Source organism: Blastococcus colisei, assembly GCF_006717095.1.
Classification (GTDB): domain Bacteria; phylum Actinomycetota; class Actinomycetes; order Mycobacteriales; family Geodermatophilaceae; genus Blastococcus_B; species Blastococcus_B colisei.
This window is the reverse complement of record NZ_VFQE01000002.1, coordinates 416,593-437,805: the sequence shown is the minus strand read 5'-3', so window position 1 is coordinate 437,805 and position 21,213 is coordinate 416,593. Positions and strand designations below refer to the sequence as shown.

20 protein-coding genes and 1 tRNA gene are annotated in these 21,213 nt (G+C 74.0%); 13 read left to right on the top strand and 8 right to left on the bottom strand.

The features are described from left to right. Positions 1-103 precede the first annotated feature (103 nt). From FHU33_RS21530 to FHU33_RS21515, 4 genes are all read left to right on the top strand, one after another. Positions 104-1,390 (top strand): S8 family serine peptidase, encoded by a 1,287-nt coding sequence (locus tag FHU33_RS21530; RefSeq protein ID WP_142027632.1) that lies wholly within the window; start codon positions 104-106, stop codon positions 1,388-1,390. Between the two features lie 113 nt (positions 1,391-1,503). Beyond that, entirely contained in the window at positions 1,504-2,910 is a 1,407-nt protein-coding gene (gene cysS, locus FHU33_RS21525) for a cysteine--tRNA ligase (protein ID WP_142027631.1), read from the top strand. Beyond that, entirely contained in the window at positions 2,892-3,869 is a 978-nt protein-coding gene (rlmB, locus tag FHU33_RS21520) for a 23S rRNA (guanosine(2251)-2'-O)-methyltransferase RlmB (RefSeq protein WP_246064093.1), read from the top strand. Before cysS ends, rlmB begins: the two co-directional genes overlap by 19 nt. A 78-nt stretch (positions 3,870-3,947) precedes the next feature. Further along, entirely contained in the window at positions 3,948-5,339 is a 1,392-nt protein-coding gene (locus tag FHU33_RS21515; RefSeq protein WP_142025713.1) for a transposase, read from the top strand. Positions 5,340-5,580: 241 nt separating this feature from the next. On the opposite strand, the gene FHU33_RS21510 is transcribed toward FHU33_RS21515, so the two are convergent. The 4 genes from FHU33_RS21510 to FHU33_RS21495 all read right to left on the bottom strand — a co-directional run bounded on the left by FHU33_RS21510 (position 5,581) and on the right by FHU33_RS21495 (position 10,100). After that, a complete protein-coding gene (locus tag FHU33_RS21510; RefSeq protein WP_142027630.1) occupies positions 5,581-6,858 on the bottom strand; it encodes a DUF445 domain-containing protein in 1,278 nt (425 codons plus the stop codon). A gap of 47 nt (positions 6,859-6,905) precedes the next feature. Next, on the bottom strand, positions 6,906-8,255 hold the full coding sequence (locus FHU33_RS21505; RefSeq protein WP_246064092.1) for a S1C family serine protease: 1,350 nt from the start codon (positions 8,253-8,255) through the stop codon (positions 6,906-6,908). Between the two features lie 103 nt (positions 8,256-8,358). Then, the gene (locus FHU33_RS21500) at positions 8,359-9,135 is read right to left on the bottom strand and encodes an ABC transporter permease (protein WP_142027629.1); all 777 of its coding nucleotides are present in this window, start codon (positions 9,133-9,135) and stop codon (positions 8,359-8,361) included. Positions 9,136-9,188: 53 nt separating this feature from the next. Beyond that, on the bottom strand, positions 9,189-10,100 hold the full coding sequence (locus FHU33_RS21495; protein WP_246064090.1) for a universal stress protein: 912 nt from the start codon (positions 10,098-10,100) through the stop codon (positions 9,189-9,191). 153 nt (positions 10,101-10,253) lie between these two features. Between FHU33_RS21495 and FHU33_RS21490 the strand changes: the two genes are divergently transcribed. Beyond that, positions 10,254-10,988, top strand: coding sequence for a hypothetical protein (locus FHU33_RS21490; RefSeq protein ID WP_142027627.1), 735 nt, complete (start codon positions 10,254-10,256; stop codon positions 10,986-10,988). 166 nt (positions 10,989-11,154) lie between these two features. On the opposite strand, the gene FHU33_RS21485 is transcribed toward FHU33_RS21490, so the two are convergent. After that, entirely contained in the window at positions 11,155-12,309 is a 1,155-nt protein-coding gene (locus FHU33_RS21485) for an RNA polymerase sigma factor (protein ID WP_211355345.1), read from the bottom strand. Positions 12,310-12,314: 5 nt separating this feature from the next. Then, positions 12,315-12,722, bottom strand: coding sequence for a YciI family protein (locus tag FHU33_RS21480; RefSeq protein ID WP_142027626.1), 408 nt, complete (start codon positions 12,720-12,722; stop codon positions 12,315-12,317). A 454-nt stretch (positions 12,723-13,176) separates the two neighbouring features. Here FHU33_RS21480 and FHU33_RS21475 point away from each other — a divergent pair. The 3 genes from FHU33_RS21475 (at position 13,177) to FHU33_RS21465 (ending at position 16,325) form a co-directional block, all read left to right on the top strand. Continuing rightward, positions 13,177-13,252: transfer RNA gene (locus FHU33_RS21475), tRNA-Thr, on the top strand. Positions 13,253-13,338: 86 nt separating this feature from the next. Then, on the top strand, positions 13,339-16,101 hold the full coding sequence (locus FHU33_RS21470; protein ID WP_142027625.1) for a helix-turn-helix transcriptional regulator: 2,763 nt from the start codon (positions 13,339-13,341) through the stop codon (positions 16,099-16,101). A 29-nt stretch (positions 16,102-16,130) separates the two neighbouring features. Further along, positions 16,131-16,325, top strand: coding sequence for a hypothetical protein (locus FHU33_RS21465; RefSeq protein WP_142027624.1), 195 nt, complete (start codon positions 16,131-16,133; stop codon positions 16,323-16,325). Between the two features lie 3 nt (positions 16,326-16,328). Here FHU33_RS21465 and FHU33_RS21460 read toward each other — a convergent pair whose 3' ends face one another. Then, positions 16,329-16,937, bottom strand: coding sequence for an RNA polymerase sigma factor (locus FHU33_RS21460; protein WP_142027623.1), 609 nt, complete (start codon positions 16,935-16,937; stop codon positions 16,329-16,331). A gap of 169 nt (positions 16,938-17,106) precedes the next feature. Here FHU33_RS21460 and FHU33_RS21455 point away from each other — a divergent pair, with 169 nt between their 5' ends. Continuing rightward, positions 17,107-17,313 carry a dodecin gene (locus tag FHU33_RS21455; protein ID WP_142027622.1) on the top strand — a complete coding sequence of 69 codons (207 nt, stop codon included), beginning with the start codon at positions 17,107-17,109 and terminating at the stop codon, positions 17,311-17,313. Positions 17,314-17,316: 3 nt separating this feature from the next. Here FHU33_RS21455 and FHU33_RS21450 read toward each other — a convergent pair whose 3' ends face one another. Continuing rightward, a complete protein-coding gene (locus tag FHU33_RS21450) occupies positions 17,317-17,715 on the bottom strand; it encodes a DUF5313 family protein (protein WP_142027621.1) in 399 nt (132 codons plus the stop codon). 86 nt (positions 17,716-17,801) lie between these two features. Between FHU33_RS21450 and FHU33_RS21445 the strand changes: the two genes are divergently transcribed. The 4 genes from FHU33_RS21445 to FHU33_RS21430 all read left to right on the top strand — a co-directional run bounded on the left by FHU33_RS21445 (position 17,802) and on the right by FHU33_RS21430 (position 21,145). Beyond that, positions 17,802-18,233: a CBS domain-containing protein gene (locus tag FHU33_RS21445; protein WP_142027620.1), complete on the top strand. Its 432-nt coding sequence runs from the start codon at positions 17,802-17,804 to the stop codon at positions 18,231-18,233. Positions 18,234-18,293: 60 nt separating this feature from the next. After that, positions 18,294-19,211 (top strand): EamA family transporter RarD, encoded by a 918-nt coding sequence (gene rarD / locus FHU33_RS21440; protein ID WP_142027619.1) that lies wholly within the window; start codon positions 18,294-18,296, stop codon positions 19,209-19,211. Between the two features lie 128 nt (positions 19,212-19,339). After that, positions 19,340-19,663 (top strand): DUF3263 domain-containing protein, encoded by a 324-nt coding sequence (locus FHU33_RS21435; RefSeq protein ID WP_142027618.1) that lies wholly within the window; start codon positions 19,340-19,342, stop codon positions 19,661-19,663. Between the two features lie 423 nt (positions 19,664-20,086). Beyond that, on the top strand, positions 20,087-21,145 hold the full coding sequence (locus FHU33_RS21430) for a LytR C-terminal domain-containing protein (protein WP_170182624.1): 1,059 nt from the start codon (positions 20,087-20,089) through the stop codon (positions 21,143-21,145). The last annotated feature ends 68 nt before the right edge of the window (positions 21,146-21,213 follow it).

Sequence of the window (21,213 nt, the reverse complement as noted above, 5' to 3'; positions counted from 1 at the left end):
GCCGGAGCACTCCGGCGCGGTTGCTTCTCTGCAGGGGTGCGCGCGGTCACACTGCGTGCCCACGTCCCGCCATGGTGTGCGGACCCACTGACAGAAGAGGCCCATGTCCCATTCCGCAGTAAGTCGTCGCGGCTCTCGGCTGCTCGCCGCGGCAGCGCTGTCGTTCACGGCCCTCGCGGCGTTCGCCCCCACGGCGAGCGCCGCCCCGCCGCCCCCCACACCGCACAGCATCCCGGGGGCATGGATCGTCACGCTGGAGCCGGGACAGGCGCCGGATCGTGTCTCTGCCGAACACGGGCGGCGGCACGGCGCCCAGGTCGACCACCTCTACCGGCACGCGCTCACGGGCTACGCGGCGCGGATGTCCGACCAGGCGGCGGCGCGCGTCGCCCAGGACCCGCGAGTCGCGTCGGTCGAACGGGACCAGATCGTCACCGCCTTCGCCCCGAGGAACAAGACAGTGGTCACCCCCGTCGCTCAGACGCTGCCGACCGGCATCGACCGGATCGACGGCGACCTGTCGGACACGCTGTCCGGCGACGGCAAGGAGGCGGTGGACGTGGACGTCGCCGTCATCGACACCGGCATCGACGTCGACCACCCGGACCTGAACGTCGTCGGAGGCAAGAACTGCGTCACCGGCGGCCGCTCCTACGACGACGGCAACGGCCACGGCACGCACGTCGCCGGCACGATCGCGGCCAAGGACGACGCCAACGGGGTCGTCGGCGTCGCGCCCGGCGCGCGGCTCTGGGCGGTCCGGGTGCTCAACAACCAGGGCAGCGGCACCCGGTCGGGGATCATCTGCGGCGTCGACTGGGTCAGCGCCAACCGGAGCACCATCGAGGTCGCGAACATGAGCCTCGGCGGAAGCGGGACCGAGCCGACTGCAGAGGGCTGCTCGACGGGCGACTCGTACCACGACGCCATCTGCCGGTCGGTCGCCGGCGGCGTGACCTACGTCGTCGCGGCAGGGAATTCGAGTGCCGACGCCGCGACCGCCGTGCCGGCCGCCTACGACGAGGTCGTCACCGTGTCGGCGCTGGCTGACTTCGACGGCAAGCCGGGGGCTCTGGGGGCATCCACGTGCCGCGCCGACGTCGATGACACGTTCGCCGACTTCTCCAACTTCGGCGCCGACGTCGACCTGATCGCTCCTGGGGTCTGCATCCACTCCACCTGGATGGGCGGCGGCTACGACACCATCAGTGGGACGTCGATGGCCTCGCCGCACGTCGCCGGAGCAGCTGCGCTGATCAAGGCCGCCACGCCCACGGCCACCCCTGACGGCGTCAGGACGGCGCTCGTGGCCGGGGGCGACCTCGACTGGGACAACGGCGACGACCGTGATCCGGTCAAGGAGACGCTGCTGAGCGTCGCCGGGTACTGATCCGCCGACCACCGGCCGGGCCGTCTCCCACGGCCCGGCCGGTGGCATCCCTGAGGGGGACGGCGAGCTTCCGCTGCTCACGGCCGCGGACGTCGCTCCGTAGACTCCCAGCAGTGAGCCTCCGCCTGTACGACACGGCCGCCCGCGCGGTCCGCGACTTCACGCCCCTGCGTGCCGGTCAGGCGTCGCTCTACGTCTGCGGGCTCACCGTCCAGGGCCCGCCGCACGTCGGTCACGTCCGTTCGGCCCTCGTCTTCGACGTGCTGCGCCGCTGGCTGATCGCCCGCGGGCTCGAGGTCACCGTGGTCCGCAACGTCACCGACATCGACGACAAGATCCTGGCGAAGGCCGCGGGCCACGGCGTGCCGTGGTGGGCGTGGGCGTACGAGAACGAGCTGGCCGTCACCCGCGCCTACGACGTGCTGGGCGTCCTGCCGCCGACCTACGAGCCGCGGGCCACCGGGCACATCCCGGACATGGTGGGCCTCATGGAGCGGCTGATCGAGCGGGGGCACGCCTACGCCGTCGACGGCGACGTGTACTTCGACGTCCGGTCGTTCCCGGAGTACGGCGCACTCACCGGCCAGAAGCCGGACGACCTGCAGCCGGCCGCCGACACCGACTCCGACGACCGCAAGCGGGACCCCCGCGACTTCGCCCTCTGGAAGGCGGCGAAGGACGGCGAGCCCGCGTCCGCCTCCTGGACGACCCCGTGGGGGCGCGGGCGGCCGGGCTGGCACCTGGAGTGCTCGGCCATGGCCGAGCGCTACCTGGGGCCGGAGTTCGACATCCACGGCGGTGGCCTCGACCTCCGCTTCCCGCACCACGAGAACGAGCAGGCCCAGTCGCGGGCGGCCGGCGACGCCTTCGCGCAGTACTGGCTGCACAACGGCTGGGTCACCCTCGGCGGCGAGAAGATGAGCAAGTCGCTGGGGAACACCGCGCTGGTCGACGAAGTGGTGCAGCGGGTCCGCCCGGTCGAGCTGCGCTACTACCTGGTCGCGCCGCACTACCGGTCGGCGGTCGAGTTCACCGACGAGGCGCTGGCCGAAGCCGGCGTGGCCTACCGCCGCATCGAGTCGTTCGTGAAGCGGGCCGCCGAGCGGGTCGGCGCCGACAGCGGCGCGCCCGTGCTGTGCGCCGATTTCAGCAACGCCATGGACGACGACCTGGGCACTCCCGCCGCCGTGGCCGCCATCCACGAGATGGTGCGCGAAGGCAATACCGCGCTGGCGGACGGGAACGACCGCGCCGTCGCCGGCACACTCGGCTCGGTGCGCGCCATGCTCGGCGTGCTCGGCCTGGACCCGCTCGACCCGCGATGGTCGGCCGGCGGCGGCGGCGACGAGCGGCTGACCCGGGTGACCGACGGTCTCGTCTCGCTGGCGCTGGAGCAGCGGCAGGCCGCGCGTGCCCGCAAGGACTTCCCCGCCGCCGACGCGATCCGCGACCAGCTCACCAGCCTCGGCGTCTCCGTCGAAGACACCCCTGATGGACCCCGATGGGAGCTGACCCGCTGATGGCCGGGAACAGCCAGCGCCGCGGCCGTAGCGACGGCGCGGGCAAGAAGCGCGCGACCGCCGGGACCGGCGGGAAGAACCGCCGCTCCCTGGCCGGCCGGGGCGCGACCCCGCCGGCCGAGGCGCGGCCCGGCCACCCGGCCCAGCGCCGGGCCGCCGCCGAACAGCGGCAGCGGGCCGACCGGGCCCGCGCCCGGGCGCGAGCCGAGGAGCAGCCGGAGCTGCTGCTCGGCCGCAACCCGGTCGTCGAGGCGCTGCGGGCGAGGATCCCCGCCACCGCGCTCTACGTCGTCACCGGCGACACGCACCGCACCACCGACGAGCGGATCGCCGAGGCTCTCGGGCTCGCGGCCGACCGGGGACTGCCGCTGCTCGAGGTGGGCAAGGCCGAGTTCGACCGGATGTCGCAGGGAGCGCTGCACCAGGGCATCGGTCTGCAGGTCCCGCCCTACGACTACGCGCATCCCGACGACCTGGTCGACGTGGCGCGCAACTCCGGCCGCCCGCCACTGATCGTCGCGCTGGACGGGGTCACCGATCCGCGCAACCTCGGCGCCGTCGTCCGGTCCGCGGCCGCCTTCGACGCGCACGGCGTCGTGGTCCCGCAGCGCCGGGCGGTCGGGATGACCGCATCGGCCTGGCGCACGAGCGCCGGCGCCGCGGCCCGTATCCCGGTCGCCCGGGCGGTCAACCTGGCCCGCACGCTCGGGTCCTACCAGGACGCCGGACTCATGACCGTCGGCCTGGCGGGTGACGGGGACGTCGACCTGCACGAGTTCGACGGGTTCGCCGACCCCGTCGCGCTCGTCGTCGGCGCCGAGGGCACGGGGCTGTCGCGACTGGTGCGGGAGCGCTGCGACGTCGTCGTCCGCATCCCCATCGACCGCGACACCGAGTCCCTCAACGTCAGCGTGGCGGCGGGGATCGCGTTGTACGCCGCCGCAGCCGCCCGACGCTGATGATCAGGTGACCTGATCGAGCCTGTCGCACAAAGCGCGCCTGATTGATGATCATCCTGGGCGGCGGGAGACTGGGGTATGCCGCAGAACTTCATCCGCGGGGATGTCGATCAGGGGTTCCTGCTGCCGCCGGATGTGCGGGATTGGCTGCCCGACGGGGAGCTGGCCTGGACGGTCAAGGATGCGGTGGACTCGTTCGACCTGTCGGGGTTCAAGCGCTCGTATCGGGCCAACGGGCAGGGCGCGGCGGCGTTCGACCCGGCGCTGATGGTGGCGGTGCTGCTGTACGCGCACGCGGTCGGGGTGCGCTCGTCGCGGGCGATCGAGCGGCACTGTGTCCGCGATGTGGCGTTCCGGGTGCTGGCCGGCAATCGGGTGCCCGATCACGCCACGATCGCCCGGTTCGTCACGCGTCACCGCCAGCCGCTGCAGGAGCTGTTCGCGCAGGTGCTGCGGGTGTGTCACGAGGCCGGGATGGTGCGGCTGGGCGTGATCGCGGTGGACGGGACGAAGATCGCCGCGAACGCCTCCTGGTCGAAGAACCACACCTCGGCGTCGCTGGCCCACCAGGTCGCCGAGGAGCAGGCCCGCTACGACCAGCTGGCCGCCGAGCTGCTCGACGAACAGACGCGCATCGACGCGGCCGAGGACGCCGAACACGGCGACGACCGCGGGGATGAGCTGCCACCGCCGCTGCGCCGGCGGGCCGAGCGGTTGGCTCGACTGAAGGAGGCCAAGCAGCGCCTGGACGACGAGCAGGCCGCGGCCGTGGCCGAGCAGGAGGTGAGGAAGGCCGAGTGGCAGCGCCGCAAGGACGCCGGCACCCGCCGCGGCGCCCAACCGGGCGAGCATCCACCGGGCCGCAATCCGGACAAGGACAAGCCGCCGCGGGCCAACGCCACCGATCCGGACTCGCGGACGATGCGGGGCGGGCGGGGGCTGGTGCAGGGCTACAACGCCCAGGCCGCGGTCACCGAAGACCAGCTCATCGTCGGCCAGACGCTGACCCAGGCGGCCACCGACGCCCATCAGCTGTTTCCCGTCCTCGATGACGCCGCCGAGCAGCTGAACCAGGCCGGCATCGAGGAGACGCCCGACACCTGGGTCGCCGACGCCGGCTACGCCAACGAGGAGACCTTCACCGAGGCCGAGACCCGCGGCCTGCGCCTGCTGGCCCCGATGATCAGCGACGAACGCCGCGCCGCCGGCGAGGACCCCGCCGGGGACAAACCGCTGACCTCCCGCCCGGCCACCGCCCGCGCCCAGGACAGGCTGCGCACCCCCGAAGGCACGGAGAAATACGCCCTCCGAGGACGCACGGTCGAACCGGTCTTCGGCCAGATCAAAGACCGGCAGGGACTACGCCAGCTCCTCCGCCGCGGCCTGCAGAACGCCAAGACCGAGTGGTCGCTGGCCTGCACCGTGCACAACCTGCGCAAGATCCACGCCCACCGGCTGGCCACCGCCTGATCCGGGGGCGGCCGGCACCGCCGACAGCGCTGACCGGGCCACTATCCCCGCTCCCGACCACCATCAACCGGCGCCCGCCCCCCGACTCACAGCGCAACATCACCCAGCGATGCACCGCGGCGGCTCATCCGCCACCGTTCGCGCGACAGGCTCGATCACGAAGGGTCCTACCTCACGGTCGACGCTGAGGTAGGACCCCTGTCGATCAGGGAACCTGATCACCGACGGCCGGGGGCGGGCGTCAGCCGAGCAACTGCGCCACGGTGTAGATGACCAGGCCGGCGAGGCCGCCGACGACGGTGCCGTTGACCCGGATCCACTGGAGGTCGCGGCCGACCTGGAGCTCGATCCGCCGGCTGGTCTCCTCGGTGTCCCAGCGGGCGACGGTGCTGCTGACCAGCTCCGCCAGGTCTCCGGAGAACCGGTCGACCAGGGCCCCGGCGATCCGGTGCGTGTGCCGCTGCACGAGCTCGCGGACCGTGGGGTCGGTCTGCAGCAGGCGGGCGCCGTCGGTGATCAGACCGGCGATCCGGGCTCGCAGCTCCGAGTCCGGATCGGCGGCGGCGGCGAGGACGGCGTTCTTCGCGTTCCGCCACAGCGACCCCGACCAGGTGCGCACCGCGGGATGCTCGAGCAGCTCCTTCTTCAGCTCCTCGATGTGGGCGGCGGTGTCCGGGTCGGTGCGGAGGGCGTGCACGTAGGCCCGCAGCCGCGCGTCGTAGGAGCGCCGCAGCTCGTGCCGCGGGTCGTCGCCCACCTCGTCGAGGAAGGCCTGCAGGCCGGCGAAGACCTTGTCGAAGACGCGGTCGTCGACCCAGTCGGGGACCCAGGCGGGGGAGGCGTCGCCCAGCTGCGCGCGGAAGACCAGGCGGTTCTCGTGCAGGAATCGGGCCAGCAGCCGCAGCGCGGCCGACAGCACCTCCTGGTGGCGGTCGCCTTCCACGACGAGTTCCAGGACCCGGGCCAGTACCGGCGCCGCGGGCGTCTCGTGCAGCTTGCGGTCGACGAGCGACGCGACCGCAGGCTCGAGGTCCTCGTCGCGCAGGAGCGAGGTGAGCGCCGTGAGGACGGCGGACGCGTCGCCGGCGAGGCGCTCGGGCCGGCCGGGTGCGGCCAGGAATCCGCCCAGGCGGCCGGGGACGTCGACGGTGGTGAGCTTCTCCTCGACCACGGCACGGGTCAGGAAGTTCTCCTGGACGAAGGTGCCCAGGCTCTCGCCGATCTGGTCCTTCTTGCGCGGGATGATCGCCGTGTGCGGGATCGGCAGCCGCAGCGGGTGCCGGAACAGCGCGGTGACGGCGAACCAGTCGGCGAGTGCGCCGACCATGGAGGCCTCGGCCGTCGCGCGGACGTAGCCCACCCAGGCGCCGGCGTCCTCGCCCACCAGCACGCAGGCGAGGAAGACGGCGGCGGCGACCAGGAAGAGCCCGGTCGCCAGCCGCTTCATCCGCGCGAGGTCGCGGGCCCGCTCCGGATCGTCGAGCGAGCCCGCGAGGGGAGCGATCGGGGAAGCCGGCACCCGCACGAGCCTAGGGACCGGGCCCGATCGCTCCTCCCCGCGGGGGCTCAGCCCGTGGAGCCGAGCGTGACCTCGGCCGACCGCTCCTGGTTCCCCCTCCGGACGGTCAGCTCGACCGCCTCACCGGGTGCCTTGCTGCGGATGGCCGCCGTCAGCTCCGTGGACGTGGTCACCGGGCGGTCGCCGACGGCGGTGACGACGTCGCCGGGCTGGAGACCGGCCTCGGCGGCGGCGCTGCCCGGCTCCACCGAGTCGATCTCGGCACCGGTCCCGACCTCGCCGTTGGTGTCGTCGGCGGCGGTGAAGGCCCGCACGCCGAGCAGGGCCTGGGTCGCGGCACCGGTCTCGATGATCTCCTTCGCGATGCGCTCGGCGGTGTTGCTCGGGATGGCGAAGCCGACGCCGATGTTGCCGCTCTGCGACTGCGAGCCCGGCACTCCGGAGGCGACGGTCGCGATGGCGGTGTTGATGCCGATCACCTCGCCCGCTCCGTTCACCAGCGCACCGCCGGAGTTGCCCGGGTTGATCGCGGCGTCGGTCTGGATGGCGTCGAGCACGGTCGCGTCGTCCTGCGTCGAGCCGGTGGCGACAGCCCGGTCGGTGGCGCTGATGATCCCGTCGGTCACGGTGTTCGACAGGCCGAGCGGGGCGCCGATGGCCACCGCGACGTCCCCGACCTGCACGTCGTCGGAGTCGGCGAACGTCGCCGGCGTGAGGTTCTGGGCACCCTCGAGCCGGAGGACGGCCAGGTCGGCCGCGGGTTCGGTCCCGACGACCGTGGCGTCGTACAGCGTGCCGTCGGCAGTGCGCACCTGGACGGCGGCCGATCCGCCGCCGCCGGCCACGACGTGGTTGTTGGTGAGGACGTAGCCGTCCTCGGTGAGGACGACGCCGGAGCCGCTGCCGGAACCGGCATTGCTGGCCACGTACACCGTCACCACGCTCGGGGCCGCCTTCGCGGCCGCTGCCGAGGCGGTCGTGGCGGTCTCGGGGTTCTCGATGACGACGCTCTCGGCGGCGGCACCCGTGCTCGACGGGCGGGCCGGGTCGTCGACCAGGACTGCCACGCCCGCCCCGGCACCGCCGCCGATGAGGGCGCCGGCCACCAGGCCGGCGAGACCGACGCGGAGTCGCCCGGCGCTCCGGGACGCGGGGGTGGCGGCAGCGGGCGTCTCGGTCGCGGCGGGCGCCGGATAGCCGCCGTAGCCCGGGTAGGACGGCGGCTGCGGTGCCGTGCCGTGCGGTGCCGTGGCGTGCGGCGGTGCCCACGGGGAGGCGCCGTAGGAGTAGGACGGGAACTGCGTCGTCGCGGTGCGGGTCTCCGGCTCACCGGGGCGCGACTCGGCGCCAGGTCGGGGGCCGGCCCCGGGAACGGTGGGCTGTCCGTGCTCAGTCACGTCGTGTCCTCCTTGCGGGCAGCCCGAGCGGCTGCGGTTGGCTCCACTGTCGGGCCGCGCTCTGGTTCAGCGCTGTGGGCACCCTGTGAGATTCCTGGACGGATCAATTCGGTACCGAGTCGAGCACGGCGCCCCTTGCGATCAGCTCGGTGACCGCCCACACGGCCAGGACCTCGGTGGCCAGCAGACCCACCAGCACCAGCAGCTGGGCCGCACCTGCCTCCAGTGGGCTGCCACCGCCGAGCAGGACGCCCACGAAGGCGCCGGGCAGGGTGACCAGCCCGACCGTGCGGGTCTGGTCCAGGGGCGGGATGAGTGCGGTCGCCCCGACGGGCCGGGCGATCAGCAGGACGGCGTCCCGGGGGAGGAGGCCGAGGGCGAGGGCGGCCTCGACCTCGCCGCGGCGGTCGGTCAGCTCCTCACGCAGCCGCCGTCCGGCCAGGGACGTCGCCGTCATCGCCCCGCCGATCAGGATCCCGGCGACCGGGATGACCGCCTCACCGCGCAGCGGCACCGCGCCGCTGGCCAGCACCAGCGCCACGACGGGCACCGTCCCGAGGACGATCGGCAGGGCGACGGTGAGGATGCGGGCGGTCGGGCGGCCTTCCCGCACACCCTTCCCCGTGATCCGTTCGGCGGAGGTCACCGACGCCACGGCCAGCATCAGCAGCACGAAAGCCGTGGAGAGCCACAGTGAGCGGACGACGGCGAGCAGGACGGCCGAGACGGCGGCCAGCTGCACCGTGGCCCGGACCGCGGCGACGACCACCGGCCGGTCCTGGCCGAGACCCGAGAGCCGGCCACCGACTGCGGCCAGCGCCGTGAGAGCGACCAGGACGACGGCCAGCCGGGGGCCGAGGTCCACCACGGAGGAACCCACGGGGCGTGATCATGCCGGGGCGGTCCGCGAACTCCGCCGGTGGACCGGAGCGGTCAGCCGAGCGCGATGATCTCCTCGCGCGGCTCCTCACTCGGGCGGTGGACCGGGGGGACCAGCGCCATCGGCGACGTGCAGTGCCGCAGCAGCCAGCGGTGCGGGCCGTCCAGGTTGCGGTGCAGCAGGCTGCCGCTGCCCGCGCTGATGACCAGGAGCGGTGCCGGGCAGGTGGCGCCGAGGAGCTGGTCGGCGCGGGGCGCGGGCAGGTCGCTGCGGGAGATGTGCAGTTCCGGGTACCGCCGCTGCCACTCCTCGTCGTCGTCGACCCAGCTGGCCACCGCGGGGCGTTTCGGAGATCGCGTCTGGAGCACGGTCAGGCCGCCGCCGGCGCGCTGGGCGGCGTCGGCGGCGAAGGCGGCCACGGCCTCGTCGTCGTCCCGGTCGCCCACGCCCAGGACCGCGACGACGGGGCGGTGCCCGGCGTCGTCGGATCGGCGGCGGGGGACCACGACCACCGGCTGCGGCGACCGGGCGGCGACGCGGACGGCGACGGAGGCGAGCACGAGCTCGTCGGCAGCGCCGGTCGTCGAGCTGCCGAGGACGACGAGCTGACCCGCCGCTGCCCCGCGGAGCAGCGCGCTGGTGGGGTCTCCGGGCACGACTTCCGTGGACGTCGGGACGCCGGGATCGGTGTGTCGCGCCACGGTGTAGGCCTGAGCAGTGATGCGCCGGGCCCGGTGGAGCTCGGGCGGCGGGGCGCCGCCGCTGCCCGGGGAGCTCAGGTAGGGGGCGGCGTGCACGATCCGCAGCGGCGCGCCGCGCCGGGCAGCCTCGCGCACCGCCCAGCGGACGGCACCAAGTCCGATCTCCGACCCGTCCACCCCGACCAGCACCTCGCGGTTCTCGCTGTTTCCCGGGGTTCCCGGAGCGGGCCGGCCGAGTGGGGTGATGGGGGTCGAGGTCGTCACGGTGTACCTCCGGGAAGTCAGGTGGTTCCGTCCCGGTCCTGAGCTTCCTCGCCACCGCGGCCGGAGGGAAGACCTCGAACCGTCGTGTGCATCCGTGCCGCGGTGCGGGTAGTCAGGGGCACACCGATCAGGCGTCGCCATTGGAGGCCGACCGTGCCCGTCCGCCGTCCCCTTGTCCGGCTGCTGTGCTGGACCGGTGCGCTCTGCGGGGGCGTCCTCGCCGTCGTCGGGGGGCTCGGGCTCCAGGGGCCCGGGCTGATCGCCGTCGGCCTGGCCGGGTTGCTCGCGGCCAGCACCGCGGTGGGCCTGGCCCGGGACGCGACCGGGCACGGCGGCCGTTCGCTGACGGAATCCGCGGTACAGGCCGGGGCGTGGACGGTCGGTCTCCTGCTGGCGCTGGTCGGTCTCGCGGCGCTGGCCGGGGGGCTCGTCGCCCTGCTGACCGGCGGGATCGGGGCCATCACGTGGCTGGCGGTCCATGCCGCACGGACGTCGCGGCGGTCGGCCACCCGCCCCAGCTCGCCGACTGCCGGCCCGACGTGGCCGGCCGCCGGTGTGGAGGTGCTGCTCCTGCCCGTGCCCCCGCCGGAGGCGGGCACGTCGTCCACGGCGGCGGACCGGACGTCGTCCGTCTCGGGGCTGCCGACGCCGGCCCTGGGTCGGGAGTGGCTCCGCACCTCCGCTGCCCTGGCCGGACGGCTCGGACCCGCCGACCGCCAGGCGCTGGTCCGGCGGCGCGCGGAGACGCTGGACGAGCTGGAACGACGGAACCCCGCCGGTTTCGCGCGCTGGCTCGCCGACGGACCTGCGCCGGGCAGTGACCCGGCCGCCTACGTGCGGGGCAGGTCCGTCCACGGCGACCCGACGGCGGAGAGCGACGCCGCCTGACGGAGCCGGGCACCAGGGTCGGAGCAACTCGTGCTCGCTCGTCGACAGTGAGCAGCTGAACTGCACGACGTAGGGCCCCTGCCAGAGTGCGCGCAGCTCACGCCTGCGAAGTGAGAGCTGATCTCCACGTGCGTCGGGGAGTCGGCGAAGCCCGCGGCCACCGTCGTCACGGGCATGAGCGCAGTTCCGCGTTGAGCCGTGCGGCCTGCCGCGTCAGATGGTCGCGTTCGGGAAGGTTGGGTGCCGATCGGGCGGCTTCGGCGTAGAGCCGCGCTGCGGTCACCGGGTCGCCGTTCCGCTCGTGCAGGTACGCGGCGACGGCGGCGTGGCGTGGCAGGGCGGGGTCGAGATCCGCCAGGGCGGCCAGACCGACCCGCGGGCCGTCGGCCTCGCCGACCGCGACGGCCCGGTTGAGGCGGGCCACCGGGCTGTCGGTGAGGCGCACCAGCTCGTCGTACCACTCGACGATCTGCACCCAGTCGGTCTCCTCGGCGGTCCGGGCGTCGGCGTGGAGCGCGGCGATGGCCGCCTGGGCCTGGAACTCGCCCAGGCGGTCGCGGGCGAGGGCGGCCTGGAGGACGTCGACGCCCTCGGCGATCAGCCGGGTGTCCCACCGGGCGCGGTCCTGCTCGGCGAGGGGCACGAGGCCGCCGTCCGGACGGGTTCGTGCCGGGCGCCGCGCGTGGTGGAGCAGCATGAGGGCGAGTAGGCCGGCCACCTCCTCGGAGTCGGTCCTGGCCGCCAGCTCCCGGGTGAGCCGGATCGCCTCGGCGGCGAGGTCGACGTCGCCGGAGTAGCCCTCGTTGAAGACCAGGTACAGGACGCGCAGCACCGTGCCGACGTTGCCGGGCTGGTCGAACCGGACATCGGAGACGGTCCGCTTCGCCCGGCTGATGCGCTGGGCCATGGTCGCCTCCGGCACGAGGTAGGCCTGCGCGATCTGCCGCGTGGTCAGGCCACCGACGGCACGCAGCGTGAGCGCGACCGCCGAGGCCGGCGTCAGGGAGGGGTGGGCGCACAGGAAGTAGAGCTGGAGCGTGTCGTCCACCACCTCGGCCGGCCCGGGCTCCGGCTCCTCGTCGACGAGGACCTCACGCCGTCGTCGCGAGGTGTCGGCGCGGACGGCGTCGAGGTACTTGCGCCATGCCACGGTGACGAGCCACCCCTTCGGGTCCCGCGGTGGGGCGTCACGCCACACCCGGACGGCCTCGACCAGGGCGTCCTGCACGGCGTCCTCGGCCGCAGTCCAGGAGGCTCCGCGGCGGCCGAGGATCCCGATCACGGTGGGGGTGAGGGTCCGCAGCAGGTCCTCGTCCACCATGGGTGTCACTCCGTGATGGTCGGCGGCGCGCCCAGGAACGGGCGCACCTCGAGCCACTCGTGGATGGGCTTGCCGCCCGCACCGGGAGCCGCGGACAGCTCGCCGGCCAGCTCGAGCGCCCGGTCGTAGGTCTCGACGTCGATCACCATCCAGCCGGCGATCAGGTCCTTGGTCTCGGCGAACGGGCCGTCGGTGACCGGCGGCCGCCCCTCGCCGTCGTAGCGGACGAACGTGCCCTCCGGGGAGAGCGCCTGACCGTCGACGAACTCACCGGTGTCCTCGAGCCGGGCGGCGAAGTCCTGCATGTACTGCACGTGGGCCGAGACCTCGTCCGGCGTCCACTGGTCCATCGGCACGTCGTTGACCGCCGCCGGTGCCCCCCGGTAGTGCTTGAGCAGCAGGTACTTGGCCATGGTGGTCTCCCTGGTGAAGTGCGGCCCATTGTGGCCGCGTCCAGTCCAGGGACGGAACCGCCCGTCGGTTCTCGACATCCCATGGCGACATTCCCCGGCGACTTCGCCTCCTCTTGGTGGTCACCGGGAGCGCTACCTCGTCGGCGAGCCGCAGTACGTCCCCCTCCTCCGCTTGCGGGAGCGAGTCCGAGCGGGACCACACGCACCCGACCTCGTCTGCTCGGTCGCGCATGACGTGGATGGACGCTGCCGCACATGGCTGGGGTCCGAGAACCGGCCGGCCCGACCGGACACCGCGCTCGTCGCGCTTTCCGCGAAGTGACGGAACGCGCGATGGAGGGGCGGTCGTGCACCACGAAGTGAGCCGGCGGCCGTGGTTGCCGCCGGGACGGGGCCGCGAAGTTGTCTGCTGCGTTGTCCCTATCCTTGTCTCCGGGACCTGTTCCCATGTCCCGCCGACGTGGCGCAATTGGTAGCGCACCCGACTTGTAATCGGGCGGTTAGGGGTTCAAGTCCCCTCGTCGGCTCCAGCAGCGGACCGGACGCTGTGCAACAGCGGTCCGCGCCCGTCCGGAAGAGCCTGGACGCCGCCGGTCGGTGAGGGCAGGATGTCCCGGTGATCGGGGTGGGGGTCCCCTACATCGGGCGGGCGGACCATCGGGCGACCGTCGCTGCGGCGTTCGCCGAGCCGGGGCACATCGTGGTGATCTGCGGCGAGGCCGGCGTCGGCAAGTCCTCCCTCGTGGCGGCTGAGCGACCCGGTGCGGTCACCGAGGTCATCGAGGGCGCCTGCCTCCAGCTGGCCGGTCAGCCCCTGCCGCTGGCGGCCCTCGAGATGATCTTCGACGCGCGGGGCGGCTGGCCCGACGCGCCGGACGTGGCGGAGCAGTCGGCCGAGGAACGGCTGCGGGCCATCCGGCGCTGGGCCGACGCCCTGGCGCCTGCCGGGTCCGCGTCGGCGACCACGCTCGTGATCGACGACCTGCAGTGGGCCGACGAGACGACGTGCGACTTCCTCGTCTACCTCGCGTGCACGGCGCGACGCCGGGGGCTCAGCCTGGTGCTCACCCTCCGCGACGACGAGAACCCGCACGTGGGGCGGGTGCAGGAGGCCGTCGCCGAACTGACCCGGCTCCCGGGTGCCACCTGCATGGAGCTGCAGCGGCTCGACCGCGAGGAGACCCGGCAGCTGGTCGCCGCGCTGACCGGGAACGAGACCGTGGACGCCGACGCCTGGTACGAGCAGACCCAGGGCCATCCCTACCTCCTGGGTGAGCTGGTGAAGGACCCTGGCTCGCGTCGGGTCACGGACATGCTGCTGGCGAGGGTGCGCACGCTGGGACCCGACGCGTCCGTGCTGGTCCGGGCGGCCGCCGTCTTCGGGCTGTGGGTGTCCGACGAGCACCTGTACCGGGCATCGGACCTGGCACCCGAGCGCTACGGGGCCGCCGTCCGCGAGGCGGTCCACGCCGGCGTGCTCGTCGTCCAGGGGGCGGACTACGCGTTCCGGCACAGCCTGATGTGCGAGGCGGTGCTCGCCCAGCTCCTCCCGTTCGAGCGGCGCGACCTGCACGGGAAGGCCGCCCGGGCCCTGGCTCAGGACCGCGCCGACGACGTCGTGACGGCGGCGGCCGTGAGCGTGCACTGGGAGGCGGCCGGCGCCTCCGGGCAGGCCGCGGAGTGGAGCCTGCGGGCGGCCCGCGCCACGCGACGGCTCAACGCCTACGCCGAGTCCTGGGCCCACTATCGGCGGACCCTCGAGTTCGGGCCGGGCGGGGACGGCGACCTGGAGCTGGCCCTCGAGGCGGCCGGTGTCGCACGGCTGGCCGGCGACCCCACCGCGGCCGTCGCCCTCCTCGAGAGAGCGCTGGAGGACAGGGGCATCCCGGCCACCGAGCGGGCGAGCGCCCTCGAGCGGCTGGGCTGCTTCCTGTGGGAGGCCGGTCAGACGAGCCGCAGCCAGGCCGCCTACGCCGAAGCGGCCTCGGCGCTCGGCCCGGAGGTGACGGCCTGCCACGCCCAGGTGTGGGGAGCCCAGGCCCGGGCGGCCTTCATCATGGCCGAGTTCGACGACGCCGTCCGGTACGCGGAGCGGTCGGTCGCCGCCGCGCGGGACAAGGGGACGACGGCGGTCCTGGCGGACGCGCTCACGACCCGCGGAGCCGCCGCGACGTTCCGGGGGGACGCCTCGGGTCTCGACGTGCTCCGGGAAGGGGTGCGGCTGGCGCGCGACGTCGACGACCGGGCCGTCCTCTGCCGCAGCTACGCGAACCTGGTCATCGCCTACGAGTACTCGGGGATGCCGGCGGAGGCGTGCGCCGCCGCCCTGGAGGGGCTCCGCATCCTGCCGGAGTACGGACTGGAGCTGGCCGTGGGCTCCGCCCTCGCCTGCAACGCGACCAACATGCTCCGCCGGCGCGGCCAGTACCGGCGCTGCGAGGAGGTCCTCGCCGAGCTCCTCGACGGACGGGTCGTCCAGGGGCAGGGGCTGCACCTGCATCTCGAACGCGCCGAGCTGCGCCTGGCCCTGGGTGACACCGCGGGTGCGCGGGCCAGCCTGGCCGCCGCCGACCCGTTGCGCGACGTGGACGAACCCACCGTCATCGCGGCCATCGGCACCGTCACCGCGGCGCTGCTCGCGCAGGAGGACGATCGTGCGGGATGCCACCGGGTCGTGGTGCAGGCGCTCGAGCGACTGGCGCACACGCAGGACAAGGCCTTCCGGACCGAGCTCCTGGTCATCGGGCTGCGCAACGAGGCCGACCGGCGCGGACCGGTCCCTGGGCGGACCGATGCAGCTGCCGAGTCGCGGCTCGCGGAGCTGGCCGCCGAGCTCGACCGTGTCGCGCCGGCGACCGACGAGGACATGGGGCACGCGGCCGACCACCGGACGGCCAGGAACGAGCTCGCCAGGGCCCGGGGCGAGGCGACGGCGGAGGAGTGGGCCGCGGCGGTGGATCTCTGGCGTGCAGCCGACCGGCCCCTGGAGGAGGCGTACTGCCTGTTTCGCCAGGCCGAGTGCCACGTGGCCGAGAAGCGGCGCGACCGTGCGTCCGCCGCGGCGTCGTCCGCACGCGGGATCGCCGAGCGGCTCGGTGCGGCGCCCCTGCTCGGTGAGATCGACGCGCTGCTCGGTCGCTCGCGGCTGTCCCCGGCGCCTACGCCACGCACGCCGGCCGAGGACCGCCCCTACGGACTCACCGAGCGGGAGCGCGAGGTGCTGGAACTGCTCGGCACCGGCGCGACCAACCGGCAGATCGCCCGCAGTCTGTTCATCAGCGAGCGCACGGTCGGCGTCCACGTGTCCCGTGTCCTGCACAAGCTCCAGGTCAGCAACCGTGGACAAGCAGCGGCACTCGCCGCAAGAGTGACGCGGTAGCCACCGGTCACCCCTGCGGAAGGACCCCGATGTCGCCCGTGAAGTTCTCGCTGACCAAGCCCGGTGACGACCGGGAGGACAACGTCGAGTTCGACGACGACGACCTCGTCGGGGAGCTCCGGGAGGTCGTGGACGCCACGCCGGACCTCACCTTCGAGGGCGCGCTGCGCGAGGGCATCCAGCACGTGGTCGCCAAGCGGCGGCGGGGTGGCGGCCAGCAGTAGCCGTCAGCGCAGGCTCGGCTCCAGCTGCGCCCGGAGGGCCTTGACCGCCCGGCCCCGCAGGGGCCCGAGGCTGCCCCGCGGGATACCCAGCTCCTGGCTGAGCGCGTCGTAGGACTCCGGCTCCCGGAGCAGCGCCCGCACGATCCGGCGCTGGGTCTCCGGCAGCGTCTCGACCGCCCGGTCCAGGGCCAGGCGCAGCTCCTCCTCCATCAGCGCCGTCGCCATGTCCCGGTCGTCGGGGGCGACGCGGTCCGCGACGTCCTCGCTCGGCACGGCCCGCTGCTGCGCGCGGAGGATGGCCAGCGCCTCCCGCCGGGCGGTGGTGGACAGCCAGCCCGGCAGGCACTGCGGGTCGTTGATGCGCGCGGCGTTGCGCAGCAGCAGCACCCAGGTGCGCTGCACGGCCTCGTCGACGTCGGAGTCGCTGCGCAGGACGACGCGCGCCGCGGACCGCAGCAGGCCCTCGTAGCGCCGGACCGTCGTCTGCCACGCCGCGTCGTCGCCGGCCGCGAGGGCCTGCAGGTGCCGGCGGTCCACGACCGGGACGTCGGCCCGGTCGGCGCGCCGGGGGGCGGGGATCGCGGGGGCTTCGGCGTAGGCCAGAGCGGTCATCGGGGGCTCCTTCGAGGTCGTCCGGGAACGACTCGAAGACTCGTGACGACGGAGCGGCGCGGGATCTGTCGGACGACGTATTCACGGCCACCGGAACTACGTACGTAGGCGCACACGCCGGCGTCGTGCCAGGGTGCGGGGGTCCGTCCGGCATACGTCAGGAGGAACCGTGAGCGACCACGTGTACAGGCTGAGCGAGATCGTGGGCAGCAGTCCGGTGAGCGTCGACGAGGCGATCCGGAACGCGATCGCCAAGGCGTCGGAGACCGTCCGCAACATCGAGTGGTTCGAGGCCCAGGAGATCCGGGGCCAGGTCGTGGACGGCGGGGTCGCCCACTTCCAGGTCAGCGTGAAGATCGGCTTCCGCGTCGACTGAGCTTCAGTCGAAGCTGCCCGCGCCGCCCTGGCGGTAGGGGGAGTGGCGCTCCACGCGGGCCCGTTCGGTCCGTTCGGCGCGCAGCCGGCCCGCCGTGCCCGGCGGGTACCCGGCCTTGGCGACGCGGTGCTCGATGGTCTCGGTCATGAACGCGATCGAGAACAGCAGGCCGAGGAACAGCCCGCCCGCCGCCGCGGACAGCCGGTAGGCCAGCGGCACGGGGACGACGACCAGGCAGAGGGCGAGCAGCGGGAGCAGCTGGACCACCGCGCGGGCCAGGTGCCGCCAGATCCAGGTGGGCCCGGTGGTGTCGGCCAGCACCCACGGCGAGAGCTCGCGCGGGAGTCCGCCGCCGAGCGCGTACCAGACCCACTGCGCGGGATTGGGCCGCTGCCGTGCCATGCCACGACGGTAGGCCGCGCCGGCGTGCCATTGCTCCTGGGCGGCGCCGGGTGGACACTCCCCGCACCGTTTCCAGAGGAGGAACCGTGCAGATCAGCCAGCTGCTCCGGCACAAGGGCTCCGAGGTCGCCACCATCGACGGGGCGGAGAGCGTCCGGACCGCGCTCGCCCGGCTGGCGGAGAAGGGCATCGGCGCGCTCGTCGTGTCCTCCGACGGCCGCCGGATCGACGGCATCGTGTCCGAGCGGGACGTCGCCCGCGGGCTGCACGACCGAGGGGCGGGTCTCCTGGCCGACCCCGTGTCCAGCGTGATGACCGCACAGGTGCACACCTGTCCGCCCACCGCGAGCGTGCACGACCTCGCCCGGACCATGACCGACAAGCGCGTCCGGCACGTCCCCGTCGTCGCCGACGGCGACCTGGTCGGCATCGTCTCCATCGGCGACGTCGTCAAGGCCCGGCTCGACGAGCTGGAGGAGGAGCGCAGGCAGCTGGTCGACTACATCCAGACCCCCTGACGGCTGCCGGGTCCTGAGCGCGGCTCATGACCCGGCGATGCCCCGGCGTACGGTGCGCCCGTGGACGAGCGTCGCCTGGGGGTGGTCTCCGGGCTGGCCGCCTACTCGCTGTGGGGCCTGTTCCCCCTCTACTTCCCGCTGCTGGAGCCCGCCGGAGGGCTGGAGATCGTCGCCCACCGGGTGCTGTGGTCCCTGCTGTTCGTCGGGGTCCTGCTGACCGTGCTCCGCCGCTGGGCGCAGGTGCGGGCGCTGGTGACCGACCGGCGCCGGTCGCTGGTCCTCCTGGGTGCGGCCGTCCTCATCGCCGCCAACTGGCTGGTCTTCGTCTACGGCGTGAACTCCGGCCACGTGGTCGAGACCTCGCTCGGCTACTTCATCAACCCGCTGGTGAGCGTGCTGCTCGGCGTCGTCGTCTTCAGCGAACGGCTGCGCCCGCTCCAGTGGGCGGCCGTGGCCATCGCCACCGTCGCCGTCATCGTGCTGACCGTCGACTACGGGCGGCCACCGTGGATCGCGCTGGCTCTGGCGATCACGTTCGGCCTGTACGGGCTGATGAAGAAGCTGGTCCGCACCGAGGCCGCGCCCGGCCTGTTCGTGGAGACCGCGCTGGTCGCCGTGCCGGCGGCCGCGGTGCTGGGGCTGGCTCACTCCGCGGGGGACGGCACGTTCGCCAACGCGGGCACCGGGCACGCTCTCCTCCTGGTGAGCTCCGGGGTGGCCACCGCGGTCCCGCTGCTGCTGTTCGCGGCCGCCGCCCGCCGCATCCCGCTGTCGACCGTGGGGTTGCTGCAGTACATCACCCCCTCGATGCAGCTGGCGATCGGCGTCTTCGTCTACGACGAGCCCATGCCCGCCGCGCGCCTGGCCGGTTTCGCCGTCGTGTGGGTGGCCCTGGCCGTCTTCACCGTCGACCTGCTGCGACACGCCCGGGCGGGCAGCCGCCGGGCGGCGGCCGAGGTGATCCCCGCGCGCCTCTGACGACCAGTCGGTGCCGTTCGCGAGGCACGGCGCCGTGCGCCCCGGAACTGTCGGAGCCCGGCGCTACCGTCGCAGGCGTTGGCCCGACCGGGTGCCGGCGGGGCCGAGGAAGCAGGAGATGACGAGCGATGACCGACGACCCGACCCCGGTGGTCTCCCCGCACCGGCCCGAGGGCCTGGGGGTGGTTCCTGCGCAGGTCCCGGGCGTGGGTCTGTCCCGCAAGGAGCACGAGATGCTCACCTTCGAGCGCCAGTGGTGGCGTCGTCCGGGGGCCAAGGAGACGGCGATCCGCGACCGGTTCGGAGTGACACCGACGCGCTACTACCAGGTGCTCAACGCGCTGGTCGACCGACCCGCCGCCCTGGCCGCAGACCCGCTGCTCGTCCGGCGGCTCCGCCGGCTGCGACTCGCGCGGCAACGAACACGTTCGTCCCAAGGTCCTGTGCAATGAGAGTTACAGCGGTTAGATTTGCTCACCGTGGGCAGGCACGCCGAATCAGGCAGTGACGGACGGGACCAGGGGCGCGCCCCTGTGGCGCCCGGTCGTCGGCGTACGGACGTACCCGATGGGCTGTGGCGCGGCGCTGCCCCGGCGCTGAGCGATCATCCGACGGCGCCTGGCCGTGACCGGTCCGACGGCGCCCGCCGGCCCGTGTCACGCCCCGTCCCGGGCGCGGATGCCCGCACGCCCGCGGGGCCGCGCCAGATGTCGCGTTCGCGGCTACCACTGCCGCCCGTCCCCGCTGCGGCGTCCCGCGGCGGCGCGCGCCCCGCGACGCCGGCCCGTCCCGCGGCGCCCCTCACATCCGTCGCCCCGTTCCAGGCCGTCCCCGCACCGGAGCCGCGTCTCGAGCTGTCGGCCGACGACTCCTTCGTGCCCGCGGCTCCCGCCGCCGGCCTGCGCGGCGACCTGCTCGAGCGCCCCGCTCGCGTGCAGCCCGCCCCGGCGCCCGCGCGGCCCAGCCGCAGCTGGCCCGACGCCGAGCCGTCCCTCAGCTCCACCGGCCCGTCCGGTCTGCGGTCCACCGGGCCCTCCGGACTGCGGTCCTCCGGCCGGCTTCCCCGGGTGCCGTCGCAGACCACGGCGTCCGGCTCGTCCTCGCCCGCCTACGGCGACTGGACCAAGCCCTCCCGTGACAGCGTGGTCGCCGCGGACCCCGAGGTCTACGACGATGCGCCCGTCGCGAGCGCGCCCGGCACCACCGCGATCCCCGAACGGTCGGTCCGCCGTCGCTCGGAGGACGCTGACGTCGTCGATTCCCTCGACGACGCGCCGACGCCCGTCCGCGGGCACGGCACCGGCCCGGTCGGGGGCCGCGCGGCGATGCGGGCCGAGCGCCAGGCGGCCGACGCCGCCCGACGCAAGGCAGAAGGCCGCAAGGGGTCGGCCGTCGCCGTCCTCGAGGAGGACGAGCCCCGCAAGCCCCGCCGGGTGCTCACGGGCCTGCTGGCCATGACCGTGGTGGCGCTGGCGGTGCTCGGCGTCTACACCTTCGTGTCTCCCGAGACCCAGGAGACGGCAGCGCAGACGCCCGCGACCCCGAGCGCCTCGGCCCCCGCCCTCCCCGACGTCGACTCGCTGCCGGCCCTGCCCACCGACCCGATCGAGGTCGACCCGGTCGTCGCCACGCCGGTGCGCGTGCCGGTCACGGTGCTGAACTCGACCGACATCAACGGCCTGGCCGCCAAGGTCGCGGCGACCATCGCCGGTGGCGGGTGGGAGACCCCCGCCGTCGGCGCCTACCTGGCCGACGACGTGGCCGCCAGCACGGTGTTCTTCACCGAGGGCGACGAGAACCAGCGGCAGGCCGCCCTGCAGCTGGTCGAGATGTTCCCGCTGCTCCAGGGCCCCACGCCGCGTTTCTTCGAGCTCCCGGCCGACGTCCAGGCGCCGGCTCTCGTCGTCGTCACGACGGGCGACTGGCAGCCCTGATCGCGGTCTCCGGGACGGGCGTACCGCCCCTCCCGGTGATCGGGTGCGACGGGCGGAACACGAGCCGT